A 16596-nucleotide genomic window follows, 5' to 3' on the forward strand; every position below is an offset into this window, starting at 1 on the left:
GCAGGGACCGCAAGCGGCCCCATCGGCGGCGCGCATCCCCTCGCTCAGACAAGACACCCCCGAAAAGTTCATCGACCTGATCCCCCGGGAGGGGCGCGGCGCTTGCGCGGGTGCAAACGGATAACATGGCTAAGAAAATGCTCATCGATGCCACCCACGCGGAAGAAACCCGCGTTGTGGTGGTCGACGGAAACAAGGTTGAGGAGTTCGACTTTGAATCTGAAAACAAACGCCAGCTTGCTGGCAACATCTATCTCGCAAAAGTAACACGGGTTGAGCCGTCGCTTCAGGCGGCCTTTGTCGACTATGGCGGAAACCGTCATGGTTTCCTGGCGTTCTCCGAGATTCATCCGGACTACTATCAGATCCCTGTTGCGGATCGCGAGGCGCTTCTGGAAGAAGAGCGTGCCTATGCGGAGTCTTTGAAGGCCCGTGACGAGGAAGAGGAAAAGCCAAAATCCCGGTCCCGTCGGTCTCGCTCTCGCAAGAAGAAGACAGAGGATCAGGTTGCGCCTGAGGCCGCGGATGCGGACACAGCAGAGGCCGTGTCTGAAACGACTGCTGCTGAAATTTCCGGCATGGAGACCATTGATCTGGTGGAAGATGCTGGTGGTGATCAAGACGAAGGTCTGTCACCGATGGAGCTGGTAGAAGAGACACCGGTGGAAGAGCCTGGCGAAACGGAAGCTGTCGAGGCAGAGGAGCCAGCGACTGAGGTCGCGGATGCGGAAGACACCGCCGCTGAGACGGAAGAGGTTTCGGCGGACAGTGCGGCGGATCCAGCGCCTGAGGCTGATATTGAAGCCGCTGAAGCGGCTTCGCAAGACGCTGCTGTGACGGACACAAGCGCCGAAGACACTGACGGCAAAGACGAGGGTCCCAAAACCATCGCAGCCAACACTGAAGGCGAAGATGCAGTTGTCAGCAAAGACCCGGAAACTGGTGAAGAAACCGAAACCGAGGCCAGTGTTGTTTCCGAAGACGAGACGTCTGCAGAAGAGGCGGTGTCTGAAGACGCCGCCCCTGTAGCCGAGGAAGAAGTGGTGGAAGAGGCCGATCCTGCGGAGACGGGTGACGCAGATGTGGCAGCTTCGGAGGAAGCGACTTCAGATGATCAAGTTGACGGCTCCGCTGAGGATGCACCAAGCACCGAAACTGAGGTGGTTATTGAAGCCGCCGATGCGCCTGCTGAAAGTGACGTAAAAGAAGATACCGCGCCATCCGAGGGCGCCGTAGCAGCGGATGCTCCAACCGAGACATCCGAAGATTCAGACGCGGGCAGTTCAGAAGACGATAACGATTCTGATACGTCGTCTGATGACGAAGAGAATGGCAAAAAGTCCAATCGTCGCCGGTCGCGCCGCCGCGGAAAACGCTCCGATGCGTCCGAAAAAGACGAGAGCATTGAATCGGTTGCTGATGAAGACGATAGCGAGGAAATCCGCCCTCCGCGTAAGCCTCGCGCCCGTCGCTACAAGATCCAAGAAGTGATCAAAGTGCGCCAGGTAATGCTGGTCCAGGTTGTGAAAGAAGAGCGTGGCAACAAAGGTGCGGCGCTAACCACTTACCTGTCGTTGGCCGGCCGGTATTGTGTATTGATGCCCAATACCGCGCGTGGCGGTGGCATCTCACGTAAGATCACCAATGCGGCGGACCGTAAAAAACTCAAGGAAATTGCTGGCGAGATTGACGTCCCGCAGGGCGCAGGTTTGATTGTGCGGACGGCTGGTGCCAAGCGTACCAAATCCGAAATCAAGCGGGACTATGAATACCTTCAGCGTCTGTGGGAGCAAATCCGTGAGCTGACTCTGAAATCTATCGCACCGGCGAAGATCTACGAAGAGGGTGACCTTATCAAACGCTCGATCCGCGACCTGTATTCGCGCGAGATCGACGAGGTGCTGGTGGAAGGCGAGCGCGGATACCGCATTGCCAAGGACTTCATGAAAATGATCATGCCGTCTCACGCCAAAAACGTGAAACGCTATCAGGACACGCTGCCGCTCTTTGCACGCTATCAGGTGGAAAGCTACCTGTCCGGCATGTTCAACCCTACAGTTCAGCTGAAATCCGGTGGCTACATCGTGATTGGTGTCACAGAGGCATTGGTGGCCATTGACGTGAACTCCGGTCGGGCGACCAAAGAAGGCTCGATTGAAGAAACTGCGTTGAAGACCAACCTTGAGGCGGCCGAAGAAGTAGCGCGTCAGCTGCGTCTGCGTGATTTGGCGGGTCTGATTGTGATCGATTTCATCGACATGGATGAGCGCAAGAACAACAGCGCTGTTGAAAAACGGATGAAAGACAAGCTGAAGACGGATCGCGCCCGCATTCAGGTGGGTCGGATTTCTGGGTTTGGCCTGATGGAAATGAGCCGTCAGCGCCTGCGTCCTGGCATGATCGAAGCCACAACACAGCCCTGTGCACATTGTCATGGCACAGGTTTGATCCGCTCTGATGACAACCTCGCGCTGTCTATCTTGCGTCAGATTGAAGAAGAAGGCACACGTGGTCGGACCCGTGAAGTTCTGGTCAAAGCGCCGGTCGCCATCGTCAACTATCTGATGAACCAGAAGCGCGAGCATGTGGCGCAGATTGAAACGCGCTATGGCTTGTCTGTACGGATCGAAGCTGATCCACATCTGGTCTCTCCGGACTTCGCAATTGAGAAATTCAAGACAGCAACACGTGCCGTGGCGAAGGTTGAGGCACCTGTGGTGTCAGGCGACATCTCAATCATGGATGCGATTGACGACGCTGATGTGGAAGAAGCGGAAGTGATCTCCGAAGAAGCTGCGGTAGAAGAGAAGCCAGCGGAAGATTCGGGTGAAGAGAAGCCGAAGAAGCGCCGCCGTCGTCGCCGCCGTCGTCGCGGCAACGGTGAGGGTGAAGACAACGCTGACGGAGAAACCAAGACCGAGGGCGATTCTGAAACGGAGGCGTCGGAGGCTGGTGAAGCCGCTGAGACTGGGTCTGAGACACCTGCGGAAGAGGCTTCTGACGGTGATGAGAAACCGAAGAAACGCAGCCGTAGCCGTCGTGGCCGGTCACGTGGCAAGAAATCCGAAGCTTTAAGTGATGACACCACAGCGCAAGAGGTAGAGCCAGAAGAGGCTAGCCTTGAGACTCCAGTCGAAGCGCAACAGGTGGAAGCGGCTGAAGCAGAAAGTGATCAAGGTACGCCTGCTGAAGTGAAAGATGAGCCTGAGGCAGTTGTCACATCGGAAGAGGCGCCCGTGGCTGACACTCCTGTTGAGTCTTCGGAACCTGTTGAAACGCCGATGGCTGAAGCTGAAGTCAGCAGTGCACCAGAGGCCGTAGAAGAGCCATTGGAAGTGGCGGTTGCTCCGGAGGTTACGGTTCCAGAAGAACCCGCGGCTCCGCCCAAACCAAAACGACGCGGCTGGTGGTCGCGCGGATAAAATATCTAAACGCCGGGGTATTTCCCCGGCGTTTTTGTTGATGTGGGCCCGTCAGTTTTACGTGTGTGGTGCAATTTATGTTCTCGCATAGAGGAAGCGTTCGCGCGGAGCACCATAAAGTTTGGCCAATTCAACGCTTGAGTGTCGATCAGCAAGGTGCTGTAAAGGTAAGACAAAATACCTTTTAGGCTTGAAGATATTTTAAGCTTAAAAAAAATTCCCTCAGGTTATTGACGGACAGGCCTTTGAGCGCCCAAAGTTCATCTTGAAAAAACAAGAAACCAGGGAGCGACAAAATGAAGTTGCGGAGTGCGGCATTGGCTGCGGCGATGGCATTGGCGGGCGCAACAGCGCAGGCTGATGTGAAAGTAGGAATGATCACCACATTGTCGGGTGGCGGTGCTGGGCTTGGCATCGACGTCCGCGATGGCTTTATGCTGGCAGTGCAGCAGGCTGGCCGCGACGATCTGGAGGTGGTGATTGAGGATGACCAGCGCAAACCGGATATCGCAGTGCAGCTGGCCGACAAGATGATCCAATCGGAAAAGGTGGACGTGTTGACCGGTATCATCTGGTCCAACCTTGCCATGGCCGTGGTGCCAGCCGCGACCGCGCAGGGAAAGTTTTACCTGTCACCAAATGCCGGTCCGTCGCCGCTTGCCGGTAAAGGCTGTCATCCGAACTACTTCAACGTTGCGTGGCAGAACGACAACCTGCACGAAGCGGCGGGAGCCTACGCCAACGACAGCGGTTTGAAGAACAGCTTTATCTTGGCGCCCAACTATCCGGCTGGCAAGGACGCTTTGACCGGGTACAAGCGCTTCTTTGAAGGCGACTTGTCTGGGGAGCTTTACACAAAGCTTGGCCAAACGGATTACGCTGCCGAGATTGCGCAGATCCGGGCCTCCGGTGCGGATAGTGTGTACTTCTTCCTGCCAGGCGGCATGGGGATTTCGTTCTTGAAGCAATATGCTGCGAGTGGCGTGGATCTTCCGTTGGTTGGTCCGGCGTTCAGCTTCGACCAAGGTATTTTGCAGGCTGTTGGGGACGCGGCGATGGGTGTGAAGAACACCAGCCAATGGAACAAAGACATCGATAACGCGACAAACGCTGCATTTGTCGACTCGTTCCAAGCAGAATACGGCCGTTTGCCATCGCTCTATGCAAGCCAAGGTTTTGACACCGCCAACCTGCTGATTTCTGCAATGGATAAGGCGGATGTGGCGGATGCGGACGCGTTCCGCGCCGCGCTGAAAGCGGCGGAGTTTGACTCCGTGCGCGGTGACTTTGCCTTTGGTGACAACCACCACCCCGTACAGGACATCTACGTGCGCGAAGTGATCAAAGAAGGTGACGTGTACACCAACAAGATCATCGCAACTGGCTTGACCAACCACGCGGACGCCTATGCTGGCGACTGCAAAATGTAAGTGACATTGGGAAGGCTTTTGGGCCTTCCCTTTTCCATGCATCTTGGCGGGGTGGGTGCATGATGTTTGATCTTCAATATCCTGAATAGACTGAATTTTCTACGCCGACATGTTGGCGGAGGCGTGTCGCTGTGGCACTGGGCGAGGGCAATGACAACACTACTTTTCATAGAGCAGATGCTGAACGGGCTTCAGTTCGGCGTGATGCTGTTCCTCATGAGCGCAGGCCTGACGTTGGTCTTTGGCGTCATGGGGCTGATCAATCTGGCGCATGGGTCGCTGTATATGATCGGGGCCTTTGCCGCGGCGGCTGTGGCAGCCGCAACGGGCTCGTTTGTGCTGGCCCTGATGGCGTCTTTGGCGGCGGCCGCGCTGGCTGGGGCCCTGATTGAGCTGACCATTATCCGGCGGCTTTATGATCGGGACCACTTGGATCAGGTTTTGGCGACGTTTGCACTGATCTTGATCTTTTCTGAAGGCACGCGCTGGATGTTTGGCTCGTTCCCCTTGTTCCTGGATGTCCCAGCCGTGTTGGCCGGGCCGGTGACCTTGCCCGGAGGCATTCAGTATCCGGCTTACCGATTGTCAATCATCGTGATTGGGCTGGTGGTGGCCGCTGCGATGTTTGCCTTGATCAATCGCACACGTGTGGGCATCCGCATCCGCGCAGGTGAAGCAGATCGCGAGATGATTGCCGCTTTGGGCGTGGATATTGCCAAACTCTATACCTTTGTTTTCGCGCTCGGCGCGGCTCTCGCCGGCTTTGCCGGAGCCTTGGTAGGCGCGATCCAATCGGTGCAAGTTGGCATGGGCGAACCGGTGCTGATCCTGGCGTTTGTGGTGATTGTGATTGGCGGCATTGGCTCAATCAAAGGGGCGTTTGTTGGTGCGCTTTTGGTTGGCTTCACCGACACGATGGGCCGTGTGTTGTTGCCCCAGGCGTTTGGGTTGTTTTTGGAGCCGTCAGCGGCGGTGTCCGTTGGATCGGCGCTGGCGTCAATGTTGATTTACATCCTGATGGCGGGCGTTTTGGTGTTCCGCCCCCGCGGACTTTATGGGGTGGCCTGAGATGACACGAGAAACCTGGATCAATGTGGCCGCACTAGCGGTTTTACTTGGGGTGCCGCTTTGGGCATTGATCGCCGATGAGCCGTTTATCATCACTTTGGCGACACGTGCGGCGATTTTTGCATTGGCGGGCGTGGGGTTGAACCTCGCTTTGGGGACGGGTGGTCTGGTCAGCCTGGGGCACGCGGCGTTCTTTGGCATTGGCGGCTATGTGATGGGTATTTTGGCAAGCCATGCTCAGGCCTATGCGCCAATCATGGAAGCGCCGTTTCTTATCGAAGGCACAAAATCGATGCCGGTGATCTGGCTGGTGGCGATGATAACAAGCGCCTTGGCCGCGCTGGCCATTGGGGCGTTGAGCCTGCGGACCTCGGGCGTCTATTTCATCATGATCACCTTGGCCTTTGGGCAGATGATCTACTACTTCGCGATCAGCTGGCCCGCTTACGGCGGCGAGGATGGTCTGTCGATCTACGTGCGCAATGAATTTCCTGGGCTAAACACGCTGGTGCCGATGCAGTTCTTTGGCCTGTGTTTTGCGGTCCTGTGTCTGGCGCTGTTGCTGATGAATGCGATCCATAAATCGGCCTTTGGGCTTGCGCTGAGCGCGGCGCGGCAAAATGAAACACGCGTGTTGTCCGTGGGCATGAAGCCGTATCATCTGCGGTTGGTCGCTTTTGTGATTTCTGGCGCGGTGACAGGCTTAGCGGGCGCATTGTTTGCAGACCTCAACCGCTTTGTTAGCCCAACAATGCTGAGCTGGCAGATGTCCGGTGAGATCATCATCTTCATCATCATTGGCGGCGTTGGTCGGCTGTTTGGGCCGGTGATTGGCGCGATGATATTTATCCTTCTGGAACATACGCTGGGCGGGTTGTCGGAGTTTTGGCACGTTTATCTGGGCGCGCTGCTGCTTGGCATCGTGCTTTTTGCAAAAGGTGGCGTGATTGGTGCCCTGGCAGGTCGGGAGAAAGCCCATGACTGATGTGGTGTTGCGCACAGAGCGGCTTTTCAAAAGTTTTGGCGCCTTGAAGGCCACCAATGATGTGTCGCTGGATTTGCGCAAAGGGGAAATCCACGCGCTGATCGGCCCGAATGGGGCAGGGAAGTCGACGTTGATCCAGCAAATCACCGGTCATTTGCCCTCTGACGGCGGCACTGTGCGGCTGATGGATGAGGATCTGACCGGTGATGGTCCAGCGGAGCGCGCGCGCAAAGGGCTTGGGCGGACGTTTCAGATCTCGTCCCTGGCGATGGAGCACACGGTTTTGCAAAATGCGGTGCTTGGTGCCTTGGGGCAACGTGGCAATGTGTTGTCGTTTTTCAAGCCGGTGATGAAAGATGCGCAACTTGTGACGGTGGCCAGGGCGGCCTTGGCGCAGGTTGGATTGGCGGAGTTTGCAGCAACGCGCACGGCGGATTTGAGCCACGGGCAACGGCGGCAATTGGAGGTGGCCGTTGCACTAACGTTGAAGCCAAAAGCCTTTCTGATGGATGAGCCAATGGCCGGCCTGGGCCTGGAAGGGGCGCAGCAGATGATTGGGCTTTTGACAGAGTTGCGCAAAGAAGCGCCCATTCTGTTGATTGAGCACGATATGGACGCGGTTTTTGCGCTGGCGGATCGGATCAGCGTGCTGGTGTATGGCGAGGTGATCGCCACAGGCACGCCAGAGGAAATCAAAGTGAACCCGGAAATCCGGCGGGCTTATTTAGGTGATGAGGTGCCAGCATGAGCTTGATCGAGCTAAAAAATGTCGCGGCGTTTTATGGCCCCAGCCAGGCGCTGTTTGATGTGTCGCTGAGCGTGGGCGAAGGCGAGGTGCTGGCGCTCATGGGGCGCAATGGTATGGGTAAAACCACCACCGTGAAGGTCATGTGCCGGATGCTGAAGAACACGGATGGCGCAGTGCAGTTTGGCGGGCAGGATATTGGCGGTTTGCCGTCTTATAAAGCCGCGCGATTGGGTATTGGGCTGGTGCCCGAGGGGCGCCGTTGTTTTGCAAACCTGTCGGTGTATGAGAACCTGATCGCGGCCGCCAGAAAAGGGGCCTGGGACTTTGAGTCTGTGTGTCGTCTGTTTCCCCGTTTGCAAGAACGAAGAGATCAGTCTGCAGCTTCGCTCTCCGGAGGTGAACAGCAGATGTTGGCGATTGGCCGGGCGCTGATGACCAATCCGAAGTTGCTTATTCTGGATGAGGCGACTGAGGGGCTGGCACCCGTGATCCGTCAGGAGATTTGGGGAGCTGTTGCAAAGCTTAAGGCCGAAACTGGCATGGCAATCATTGCGATCGACAAATCGCTCAAAGAGTTGGGGCAGGTGGCAGACCGTGCGGTGATCCTTGAGAAGGGGCGCACGGTCTGGGCCGATGGCTTTGACGCTTTGGGAGCGGCAGAGACCGACCGCTATCTTGGCGTCTAAGGTTTTGGTTTAGGTAATACCGGCGCGGTGCGGTCTGAGGATAGGTCCGCGTCGGAAAACACCCATGGGCCACGCAGTCCGCGCACACCTTCGGCCTCTACTACCATGCCACGTGCGGCGATTTGCGGATCGGTCAGCGCTTGTTCAATCGAGTTGATTGGGCCGGCGGGAACGGTCGCCGATTCCAGTGCAGCCAAAAGATCTGCTGAAGACCATTTGCTGGTTTCTAATTCGATCTGCTCAGTGAGGGCATCGCGATTGGCAACCCGTAGTTGGTTGGTGGTGTAGTCCGGTGAGTCTCCAAGATCACCGCGTGACAGCACCCCGCAGAGGCGCTGGAATTGACCATCATTGCCGACGGCGATGATGATGTGGCCGTCAGATGTGGGCACCACTTGATAGGGTGCGATATTGGGGTGAGCATTGCCTTTGCGGTTTGGGCTGTAGCCGGTGGCGAGGTAGTTCATCGCCTGATTGGCCAGCATCGCGGTAGCGCAATCCAACAGGGACATGTCGATGTGTTGTCCGCGCCCCGTGGTGTGGCGCTGTTCCACTGCAGCCAAAATGCCGATGGTGCCATAGAGGCCGGTGACCACGTCTGTCACTGCAACGCCGACCTTTTGGGGTTGCCGGTCTGGCTCTCCGGTGATCGACATCAGTCCAGACATGCCTTGCAGCAGGAAGTCATAGCCAGCACGTTTGGCATAGGGGCCGGTTTGACCAAAGCCGGTGATAGAGCAGTAGATCAGGCGTGGGTTGGCTTTGGATAGCGTGTCGTAATCCAAACCGTATTTTTTCAACCCGCCAACTTTGAAATTCTCGATCAGGATGTCGGCGTCTTTGATCAACTCCAGCACCTGGGCGCGACCTTCTTCGGTGCGGAAATCTGCCACCACGGATGTTTTACCGCGGTTGGCGGCGTAGAAATAAGCGGCGGTTTTGTCGCCGTCACGCTCGATGAAGGGTGGGCCCCAAGTGCGGGTGTCATCACCCTGAGGAGCTTCCACTTTGAACACTTCAGCACCAAGGTCGGCGAGTGATTGGCCAATCCAGGGGCCAGCCAGAATGCGGGCGAGTTCTACAACTTTGAGACCTTTGAGTGGGGTCATGGGAAGCCTTCAGAGATAGGGCGGCGTGCAGGCGGAAACCACCTCGGCCGGTGTGTCAGAGATGTTGCGGAAGCGGTGTGGTTGTCGGCTGTCGAATAGATAGCTGTCCCCGGCACGCAGGATTTGGGTTTGGCTGCCCACGGTCACTTCGATTTCGCCAGAGAGCACGATGCCGCCTTCATTTGCGGGATGGGAGAGCATGGTTTCACCGGTGTCAGCCCCCGGGGCGTAGTGTTCGCGCAGGATCTGCAAGCCGTGGTCTTTGGCATTGCCTATCTGTTTAAGGGTCAGTTTCGAAGCCTCGGTGCCCAGTTGTGACGTCAGGTCAGAGAGAGTCTCCGGACCAAAGAAAACCTGACCCGGCGCATGGGTTTCTGGCTCAAAAAACTCAGCCATCGACATGCCCATGCCGCCCAATATTTTGCGCAAGCTAGCCACAGAAGGGCTGGAGCGATTGGTTTCGATCATGGAAATCTGCCCATGCGGTACGCAAGCGTATTGCGCCAATTGTCGCTGGCTCAATCCTGCGGATAGGCGCAGTTTTTTAAGGCGGTCACCCACGTCAAACGTGTCGCTCATCAGGTCCTCCGTGTTGTGCCTTTGGCTGTGATATACTGTGCCAACAGGACGCAACGAAACTTTGATCAATTTGGTCTAGCAATGCTCAATATTCTGCGCAATAGAAGGCAAGAAAGATTTTGCGACGTAGCGGCGTTTGTCCCGGGTTGCCTTGACGCGAGGGCAGGGTCGGACATGTTGGGCGGCAACGGAAATTGATGTTTTGCGCCCCTATGTGGGCGGACGGAAGGAGAGACCATGGCCAAGGATCTGGCACCACAGTCCAAACCGGAATTGGGTTCGTTCAACTGGGAAGACCCGTTTCTGATCGAAAGCCAGCTGGAAGAAGATGAGCGCATGGTACGCGATGCCGCGCGCGCCTATTGTGACGAAAAACTGGCGCCTCGGGTGACCGCAGCGTTCGAGAAGGAAGAGACCGATCCGGCGATTTTTGCCGAGATGGGGGAAATGGGCCTGTTGGGCACCACCATTCCTGAGGAATATGGCGGCATTGGTGCTGGCTATGTGACCTACGGTCTGGTCGCGCGTGAAGTGGAGCGCGTAGACAGTGGATATCGCTCAATGATGTCGGTGCAGAGCTCGCTGGTGATGTATCCGATCTACGCTTATGGCTCTGAAGAACAGCGCAAGAAATACTTGCCAAAACTGGCGTCGGGCGAGTGGATTGGTTGCTTTGGCCTGACCGAACCGGATGCGGGTTCCGATCCGGGCAGCATGAAAACCACTGCCAAGAAAGTGGACGGCGGTTACGCGCTGAACGGTGCCAAGATGTGGATTTCCAACTCCCCAATCGCGGATGTGTTTGTGGTTTGGGCCAAGTCAGACGCGCATGGCGGCAAAATTCGCGGCTTTGTTCTGGACAAAGGTACCAAGGGGTTGAGCGCGCCGAAGATCATGCACAAAGCCTCGCTGCGCGCGTCGATCACTGGAGAGATTGTGCTCGATAACGTGGAAGTGTCCGAAGATGCGCTGCTGCCAAATGTCGAAGGCCTGAAAGGTCCGTTTGGCTGTTTGAACCGTGCGCGCTACGGCATTGCCTGGGGCGCGATGGGCGCGGCGGAGTATTGCTGGCACGCGGCGCGGCAGTATGGTCTGGACCGCAAGCAGTTTGGCAAGCCATTGGCTCAGACCCAGCTGTTCCAGCTGAAGCTGGCCAACATGCAGACCGAGATTTCTCTGGGTCTTCAGGCTGCGCTACGCGTTGGTCGCTTGATGGATGAGGCTAAGGCAGCGCCTGAGATGGTGTCGATCATCAAGCGCAACAACTGTGGCAAGGCGCTGGATATCGCGCGTCTGTCACGTGACATGCACGGCGGCAACGGCATCAGCCTGGAGTTTGGTGTGATCCGTCATATGGTGAACCTGGAAACGGTGAACACCTATGAAGGCACACATGACGTGCACGCGTTGATCCTTGGGCGTGCACAGACCGGTTTGCAGGCGTTTTTCTGATACTTTTCAGAATGTAATATCAGGAAGTTGAAGCGCGTCACTTAGCGGTGGCGCGCTTTTCTTTTCTGAGCGTTGAAGTTGCCGCGCTGTCTACCTCAAAGGATGATGTGATGACCACGCCAAATAAGTTCTTTGCCTGTTGAATGGTATATCGGCCGAGGCGAATGTCCTCGGCAACAAGATGAGGGGCGCGCTCTAGCGGATCGCCATACCCGCCTCCGCCAGGCGTTTGCACGTGTACCCGGTCACCCGCCGCAAGCGGAATGTCCTGCTCCTTGGAAAAGTGTTCCGGCGTGTATGGCACGCCTTCACGATACACGGTGACCTCATTGACCTCGCCGTCACAGCCACCGCGAGCCCCCTGCGGACCAAAGCGTCCGTGGTCCATGACAAAACTGGCCTTGGCCTCACCGCGACGCAGTTCGACCTCATAGTCCAAACCAAATCCCCCACGATGTTCGCCTGCACCGCCGGAACCTTCGTGTAAGGCGTAGTGACGATAGAGCACCGGGTAGGCTTGCTCCATTATTTCTATGGGCGGGGCCTTGGATATGCCGATGGTCGAGCAGCCATTTGACAGCCCATCGTGATGAGCATTGCCGCCATAACCGCCGCCTGAGATTTGATACATGACGTAGTTGAGATTGCGCGCGGGATCAAAACCGCCAAGCGCAAAGTTTCCGCTGGTACCGGCGGGGGCCGCTGTGACTTTTTCGGGGATGGCCTTAACGAGGGCTGCAAAAACCGCTTCTGCGATGCGTTGTGATACTTCGGCGGCGCAGCCGGAGACCGGGCGCGGGTATTTGGCGTCCAGGAAGGTGTCTTCGATGCCAGTAAGCGTGAAGGGCGCAAAGGCCCCGGCATTCATCGGCACATCCGGGAAAATGTGGCGCATGGCGAGGTAGACTGCGCTGTGCGTCGTGGCTTTCACTGAGTTCATGGGACCGAGGCAAGGCCGGCTGCTGTCCGTAAAGTCAAAGGTCAGCCCATCGTCAGATTTGGTGACCGAAAGCGCGATGGTCAGCGGCGCGTTGATCACACCATCGCTGTCGACAAATGCTGTGGATGTGTAGGTGCCTTTGGGGATGTTTTGAAGACTGCTGCGCATTTGGTCTTCCGCACGCTGATGTAGCTGGTCGATGGCATCCGAAACAGTTGAATCGCCATAGCGGTCAAGCAATGCGGACAGGCGGGATTCGCCTACGCGTAGGGCGCCAGCTTGGGCTTGCACATCTCCGATACGCTGGTCTGCAACTCGAATATTGGACTGGATGATTGCAAATATCTCTTTGTCCATAACATCTTGCTTGAATAGCTTGACGGGCGGTAAGCGTAGTCCTTCTTGCTCAACGGCCGTGGCAGACGCGGAAAATCCGCCTGGGACGGCTCCGCCAGTATCGGGCCAATGACCTGTGTTGGACAGCCAGCAGAAGATTTCTCCGTCACGGTAAAACGGTTTGGCAAAGCGTACATCCATCAAATGAGTGCCCCCGAGATAGGGGTCATTGACGATGTAAATGTCGCCGGGAATCGGGGCCGCCACCTCTCCTGCGGCGATCATCTCAATCAGAACGCGTGTCGAGTACTGCATGGTGCCGACAAACACAGGCAAGCCTGCGGCCCCCTGGGCAATCAATGCGCCATCGGTGGCGGCATAAATCCCGTCAGAGCGATCGTTGGCCTCCGCGATGACCGGAGAAAAGGCGGCCCGCGAAAAGGCGAGGTCCATTTCGTCGCAAACTTGCTGCAGACCAGCTTGAATGACGGTGAGTGTGATAGGGTCCAGCGTCATACATTCGCTCCGACATGCAGGACAAGATTGCCAACCACATCGGATGAAAGTCTAGCCCCCGGTGGAACCACAATTGTGGTGTCCATTTGTTCTATGATCGCCGGGCCAGTGAGTGTCGCATCAGACGGAAGAGCGTCTCGAGAATAGATTGGCGTCTCTATCCAAGTGTTGTCAAAAAAGACTTGTCTCGACTGTGTTTGTGCAGCCTCAAGAGTTGGCGCGCGTGAGGTTCTACTCGAAAGAAGAGTCAGATCCAACGGCGGGCGCCGACCAACAACGGAACAGTTTACGTTCACCACAGAAGCTGGCATTTCGTCCAGTTTCACCTGAAACCGCTGAAAGTACACGTGTTCAAAAAGGGCTTGAATGTCGTCAATGGACAGTCTCTCCTCCGTTATTGGCACGCGGAGAAGGTGGGTTTGTCCGACAAATTGCATGTCGAGAGACAGGTGGGCCTCTACGCCTTCCAGTGGAACAGATTCCCGACCGATCAAGGTTTTGCCTTCCTGGATCAATTCTTCACAGACCGTGGCAAGTTTGGATTGAGTCAGTTTGCTCAACGGCGCGTTGATGGTGCGCACAAAGTCATGGCGCAGGTCGGCAACCACGCAGCCCAAAGCATTGGTCAGACCGGGTCGGGTCGGGATGATGACACGAGGTATGTCCAGTTCTTTTGTCAACGATGCGGCATGCAAAGGCCCTGCGCCACCAAAAGCAAAGAGCGCAAAGTCCCGGGGATCGGCCCCCAAGGACAACGACACCATCCGGATTGCCCCCGCCATTTTGGTGTTGGCTACCCGAACAACCGCAGAGGCTGCTTCAACTGCGGAGCACTTCAGGTGCGATGCGAGGTGTTCGGTAAAGGCGCGGCGTACATCACGGGATCGGGCGCTCTGTTCCTCAGGTGAGAGGTGTGCAAGGCGGAGACGCCCAAGCAGAAAATTCGCATCTGAGATGGTTGGTTGTTTGCCGCCGTGCCCGAAGCAAATTGGGCCGGGGTTTGCGCCCGCACTCTCTGGACCAACCTCCAGCAGACCACCGGAGTTGATTTTTGCGATGGACCCGCCACCAGCACCAACTGTGCGCACATCCACCATGGGTACATGGATGGGCATGCCATATTCGACTTCGATTTCATTTGAGACCGAAGGCGTGGCGTCCCGGATCAAGGCAACATCCGTAGATGTTCCGCCCATATCATAGGTTATGAGGTCGGGTTCTTGCGCCGCGCGTCCGGTGAAGGCTGCGGCCATGACTCCCGATGCAGGACCGGACATCACGGTTTTGGCCGCTTCCTGAGAGACATTCTGGGCCTGCACCATACCGCCGTTTCCGTTCATAATCAGTAGGTCTCGGGCATACCCTTGCTCCGTCAGAGCCCTGGATAAGTGGTTGATATATTTGGTGAGGACCGGCTGGACCGATGCATTCACCGCAGCGGTGACCCCGCGTTCGAATTCCCGGCTTTCCGACAACAATGCGTGGCCGGCGGTGATGTATAAGTTGGGCCAGACCTTGCATAGCGCTTGGACCGCCTGACGTTCATGAGAAGGGTTTGAGTAGGCGTGCAGGAAATGCACGACAACAGCCTCACACCCACGATCCAGCAGGATTTGGGCTGCTTCAGTGACACCGTCGATATCTAGCGGTGTCAGAATATTGCCAACGCTGTCCATGCGTTCCGCGACCTCAAGGCGAAGATCACGGGGAATGAGAGGCGTAAATTCGCCAAACATACCGTAGGCCTGAGGTCGAGTGCGGCGACCAAGTTCCAAGATGTCCCGGAAGCCTTTTGTTGTGATGAGGCCGGTTCGGGCCAGCTTGCGTTCAAGAACCGCGTTGGTGGTGGTGGTTGTGCCGTGCACAATGAGGTCAAGTGCTGCGATTTCGCATTCCGCAGCTTCAAGCGCGGACATCACGCCCTTGGACTGATCGTGTAAGGTGCTGGGCACTTTTGCCAGGCGTAGGCCTGAAGGACTCAAGGCAATGAGATCGGTGAAGGTGCCGCCTACGTCGACGCCAACAACCGTGCCGGTTTGCGTGTTATCAGATTCGGCCACCCGCGATCCTCCGTGCAAATCCATTTGCACGCAAATGATGGAGGCAGGGATATTTGCCTGTCAATCGCTGTGAATTCGAATCGAAGCCGTTACCGGTTTGTCTCCGATCACGTAGGCGCGATGGTCGTTGGTCGACAATGTGATCCGAATCTCGTGCTGACCGGGAGGCAAGTGGCCTATTTTTGTTGTCGGGCTAAAGAGCCTGCCGAGTTTCAAACCGTTGAGATAGATGTGGCCGTGGCCGGTGCCCGGAACATGTGGCCCGTCGACAAGGTTTGGCGTGAATTCGAAGTCGTCAGAGAGAACGTCAATCTGCCAGCCGTCTTCGGTTTCATTGGCGGAGATCGCAATACGTGGCGCTGGCTCTCCGTCGCCCACCTGACAAATATCCCCGATGCCAAAGAGACCCACATCTGCCGCTTTGCCAGAAACTTTGGGGGCTACCAGGCGTGCGCGTGTCGTGATCGTGCCAGCCTTTTCAAACGACAATGAAATTGGGAAGGTCCGCCCGTCTGCCAAGTCGCCGCCAATGCCATTCAGTGTCAGAAAAATCCCGTCTGCGGCCAGAGAAGTACGGGAATTGGCGGGCAGAGCGAGCAGCCCATGATTTTCGCTGAACGTCGCATCTTGTGCGTGTGTGGCACTGGCAGACATCAGTTGGTCCGGTGGTCCGACATTCTCCATCGTGACAAATACGGCGAGCTGGTTCGGCTGTGCCGCGAGCGGTGCCGCGGTCGCGTTGGACAACAAAATTTGGGCCTCGGATTTTGGTTTCAAAGCAACCCAACCGAGCCCGACAATCAAGCCAAACAGCGCCAAAACCCCCGCAATCTTTCGCACTTTCATCTCATAAACCCGTCGCTATATTCGCCGCATGATCGTCACGATGTCCCACCAAACACCCAGTTTCAAGCGCTGGCGCCTTATCTGTGGACCCGCGTTTGCTGGTGTTACAATGGTCTCTGGCCCCGCATGGGCCCACACCTCAGAGGGCGGCTTCGTGCTGCTTCTACCGACGGATTTTTACATCGCCTCAGGTGTATTTGCGGTGGCTTTGACAGTCGCATTTATGGCATTTTTGCCAAGCAGCGCCGCGTTGCGGATTTTCACGCCCCTAAGACTTTGGCGTAATCGGTCGAGCCTTTCACCCAAAGTACCTAGCCTGCTATCCAGCGTTATTCTTATGTGGCTTGTTTATATTGGCTTGAACGGGTCTCGCGATCCATTCGCCAATCCATTGCCCCTAACAATCTGGACCGTTTGGT

The 16596-nt window shown here is 56.5% G+C and carries 12 protein-coding genes; 7 read left to right on the forward strand and 5 right to left on the reverse strand.

Annotated elements, in window-relative coordinates:
* Positions 1 to 125 precede the first annotated feature (125 nt).
* The 6 genes from JXR15_RS11290 (at position 126) to JXR15_RS11315 (ending at position 8339) form a co-directional block, all read left to right on the forward strand.
* Complete coding sequence (locus JXR15_RS11290) at positions 126 to 3422, forward strand: Rne/Rng family ribonuclease (protein WP_422053322.1); 3297 nt, start codon at positions 126 to 128, stop codon at positions 3420 to 3422.
* A gap of 296 nt (positions 3423 to 3718) precedes the next feature.
* The gene (locus JXR15_RS11295) at positions 3719 to 4852 is read left to right on the forward strand and encodes an ABC transporter substrate-binding protein (RefSeq protein WP_422053323.1); all 1134 of its coding nucleotides are present in this window, start codon (positions 3719 to 3721) and stop codon (positions 4850 to 4852) included.
* 150 nt (positions 4853 to 5002) lie between these two features.
* The gene (locus tag JXR15_RS11300; RefSeq protein WP_422053324.1) at positions 5003 to 5920 is read left to right on the forward strand and encodes a branched-chain amino acid ABC transporter permease; all 918 of its coding nucleotides are present in this window, start codon (positions 5003 to 5005) and stop codon (positions 5918 to 5920) included.
* 1 nt (position 5921) lies between these two features.
* Entirely contained in the window at positions 5922 to 6905 is a 984-nt protein-coding gene (locus JXR15_RS11305) for a branched-chain amino acid ABC transporter permease (RefSeq protein WP_422053325.1), read from the forward strand.
* Positions 6898 to 7653, forward strand: a complete 756-nt coding sequence (locus tag JXR15_RS11310) for an ABC transporter ATP-binding protein (RefSeq protein WP_422053326.1) — start codon at positions 6898 to 6900, stop codon at positions 7651 to 7653. Before JXR15_RS11305 ends, JXR15_RS11310 begins: the two co-directional genes overlap by 8 nt.
* Positions 7650 to 8339 carry an ABC transporter ATP-binding protein gene (locus JXR15_RS11315; RefSeq protein ID WP_422053327.1) on the forward strand — a complete coding sequence of 230 codons (690 nt, stop codon included), beginning with the start codon at positions 7650 to 7652 and terminating at the stop codon, positions 8337 to 8339. The genes JXR15_RS11310 and JXR15_RS11315 overlap by 4 nt, the downstream gene beginning before the upstream one ends.
* Here JXR15_RS11315 and JXR15_RS11320 read toward each other — a convergent pair.
* Together JXR15_RS11320 and JXR15_RS11325 are read right to left on the reverse strand one after the other, a co-directional pair.
* Positions 8336 to 9448 (reverse strand): CaiB/BaiF CoA transferase family protein, encoded by a 1113-nt coding sequence (locus JXR15_RS11320; protein WP_422053328.1) that lies wholly within the window; start codon positions 9446 to 9448, stop codon positions 8336 to 8338. The two genes, JXR15_RS11315 and JXR15_RS11320, sit on opposite strands and share 4 nt — an antisense overlap.
* Before the next feature lie 9 nt (positions 9449 to 9457).
* The gene (locus JXR15_RS11325; protein WP_422053329.1) at positions 9458 to 10027 is read right to left on the reverse strand and encodes a cupin domain-containing protein; all 570 of its coding nucleotides are present in this window, start codon (positions 10025 to 10027) and stop codon (positions 9458 to 9460) included.
* Between the two features lie 237 nt (positions 10028 to 10264).
* Between JXR15_RS11325 and JXR15_RS11330 the strand changes: the two genes are divergently transcribed.
* Complete coding sequence (locus JXR15_RS11330) at positions 10265 to 11479, forward strand: acyl-CoA dehydrogenase (RefSeq protein ID WP_422053330.1); 1215 nt, start codon at positions 10265 to 10267, stop codon at positions 11477 to 11479.
* Between the two features lie 37 nt (positions 11480 to 11516).
* Here the strand turns inward: JXR15_RS11330 and JXR15_RS11335 are convergent, their stop codons facing one another.
* Genes JXR15_RS11335 through JXR15_RS11345 form a run of 3 tightly spaced genes read right to left on the reverse strand, consistent with a single transcriptional unit; the run spans position 11517 to position 16171 of the window.
* A complete protein-coding gene (locus tag JXR15_RS11335) occupies positions 11517 to 13271 on the reverse strand; it encodes a hydantoinase B/oxoprolinase family protein (RefSeq protein ID WP_422053331.1) in 1755 nt (584 codons plus the stop codon).
* Positions 13268 to 15331 carry a hydantoinase/oxoprolinase family protein gene (locus JXR15_RS11340; protein ID WP_422053332.1) on the reverse strand — a complete coding sequence of 688 codons (2064 nt, stop codon included), beginning with the start codon at positions 15329 to 15331 and terminating at the stop codon, positions 13268 to 13270. Before JXR15_RS11340 ends, JXR15_RS11335 begins: the two co-directional genes overlap by 4 nt.
* A 60-nt stretch (positions 15332 to 15391) precedes the next feature.
* The gene (locus tag JXR15_RS11345) at positions 15392 to 16171 is read right to left on the reverse strand and encodes a copper chaperone PCu(A)C (RefSeq protein WP_422053333.1); all 780 of its coding nucleotides are present in this window, start codon (positions 16169 to 16171) and stop codon (positions 15392 to 15394) included.
* Positions 16172 to 16596 lie beyond the last annotated feature (425 nt).

Source organism: Shimia sp., assembly GCF_049116215.1.
Lineage (GTDB): Bacteria > Pseudomonadota > Alphaproteobacteria > Rhodobacterales > Rhodobacteraceae > Shimia.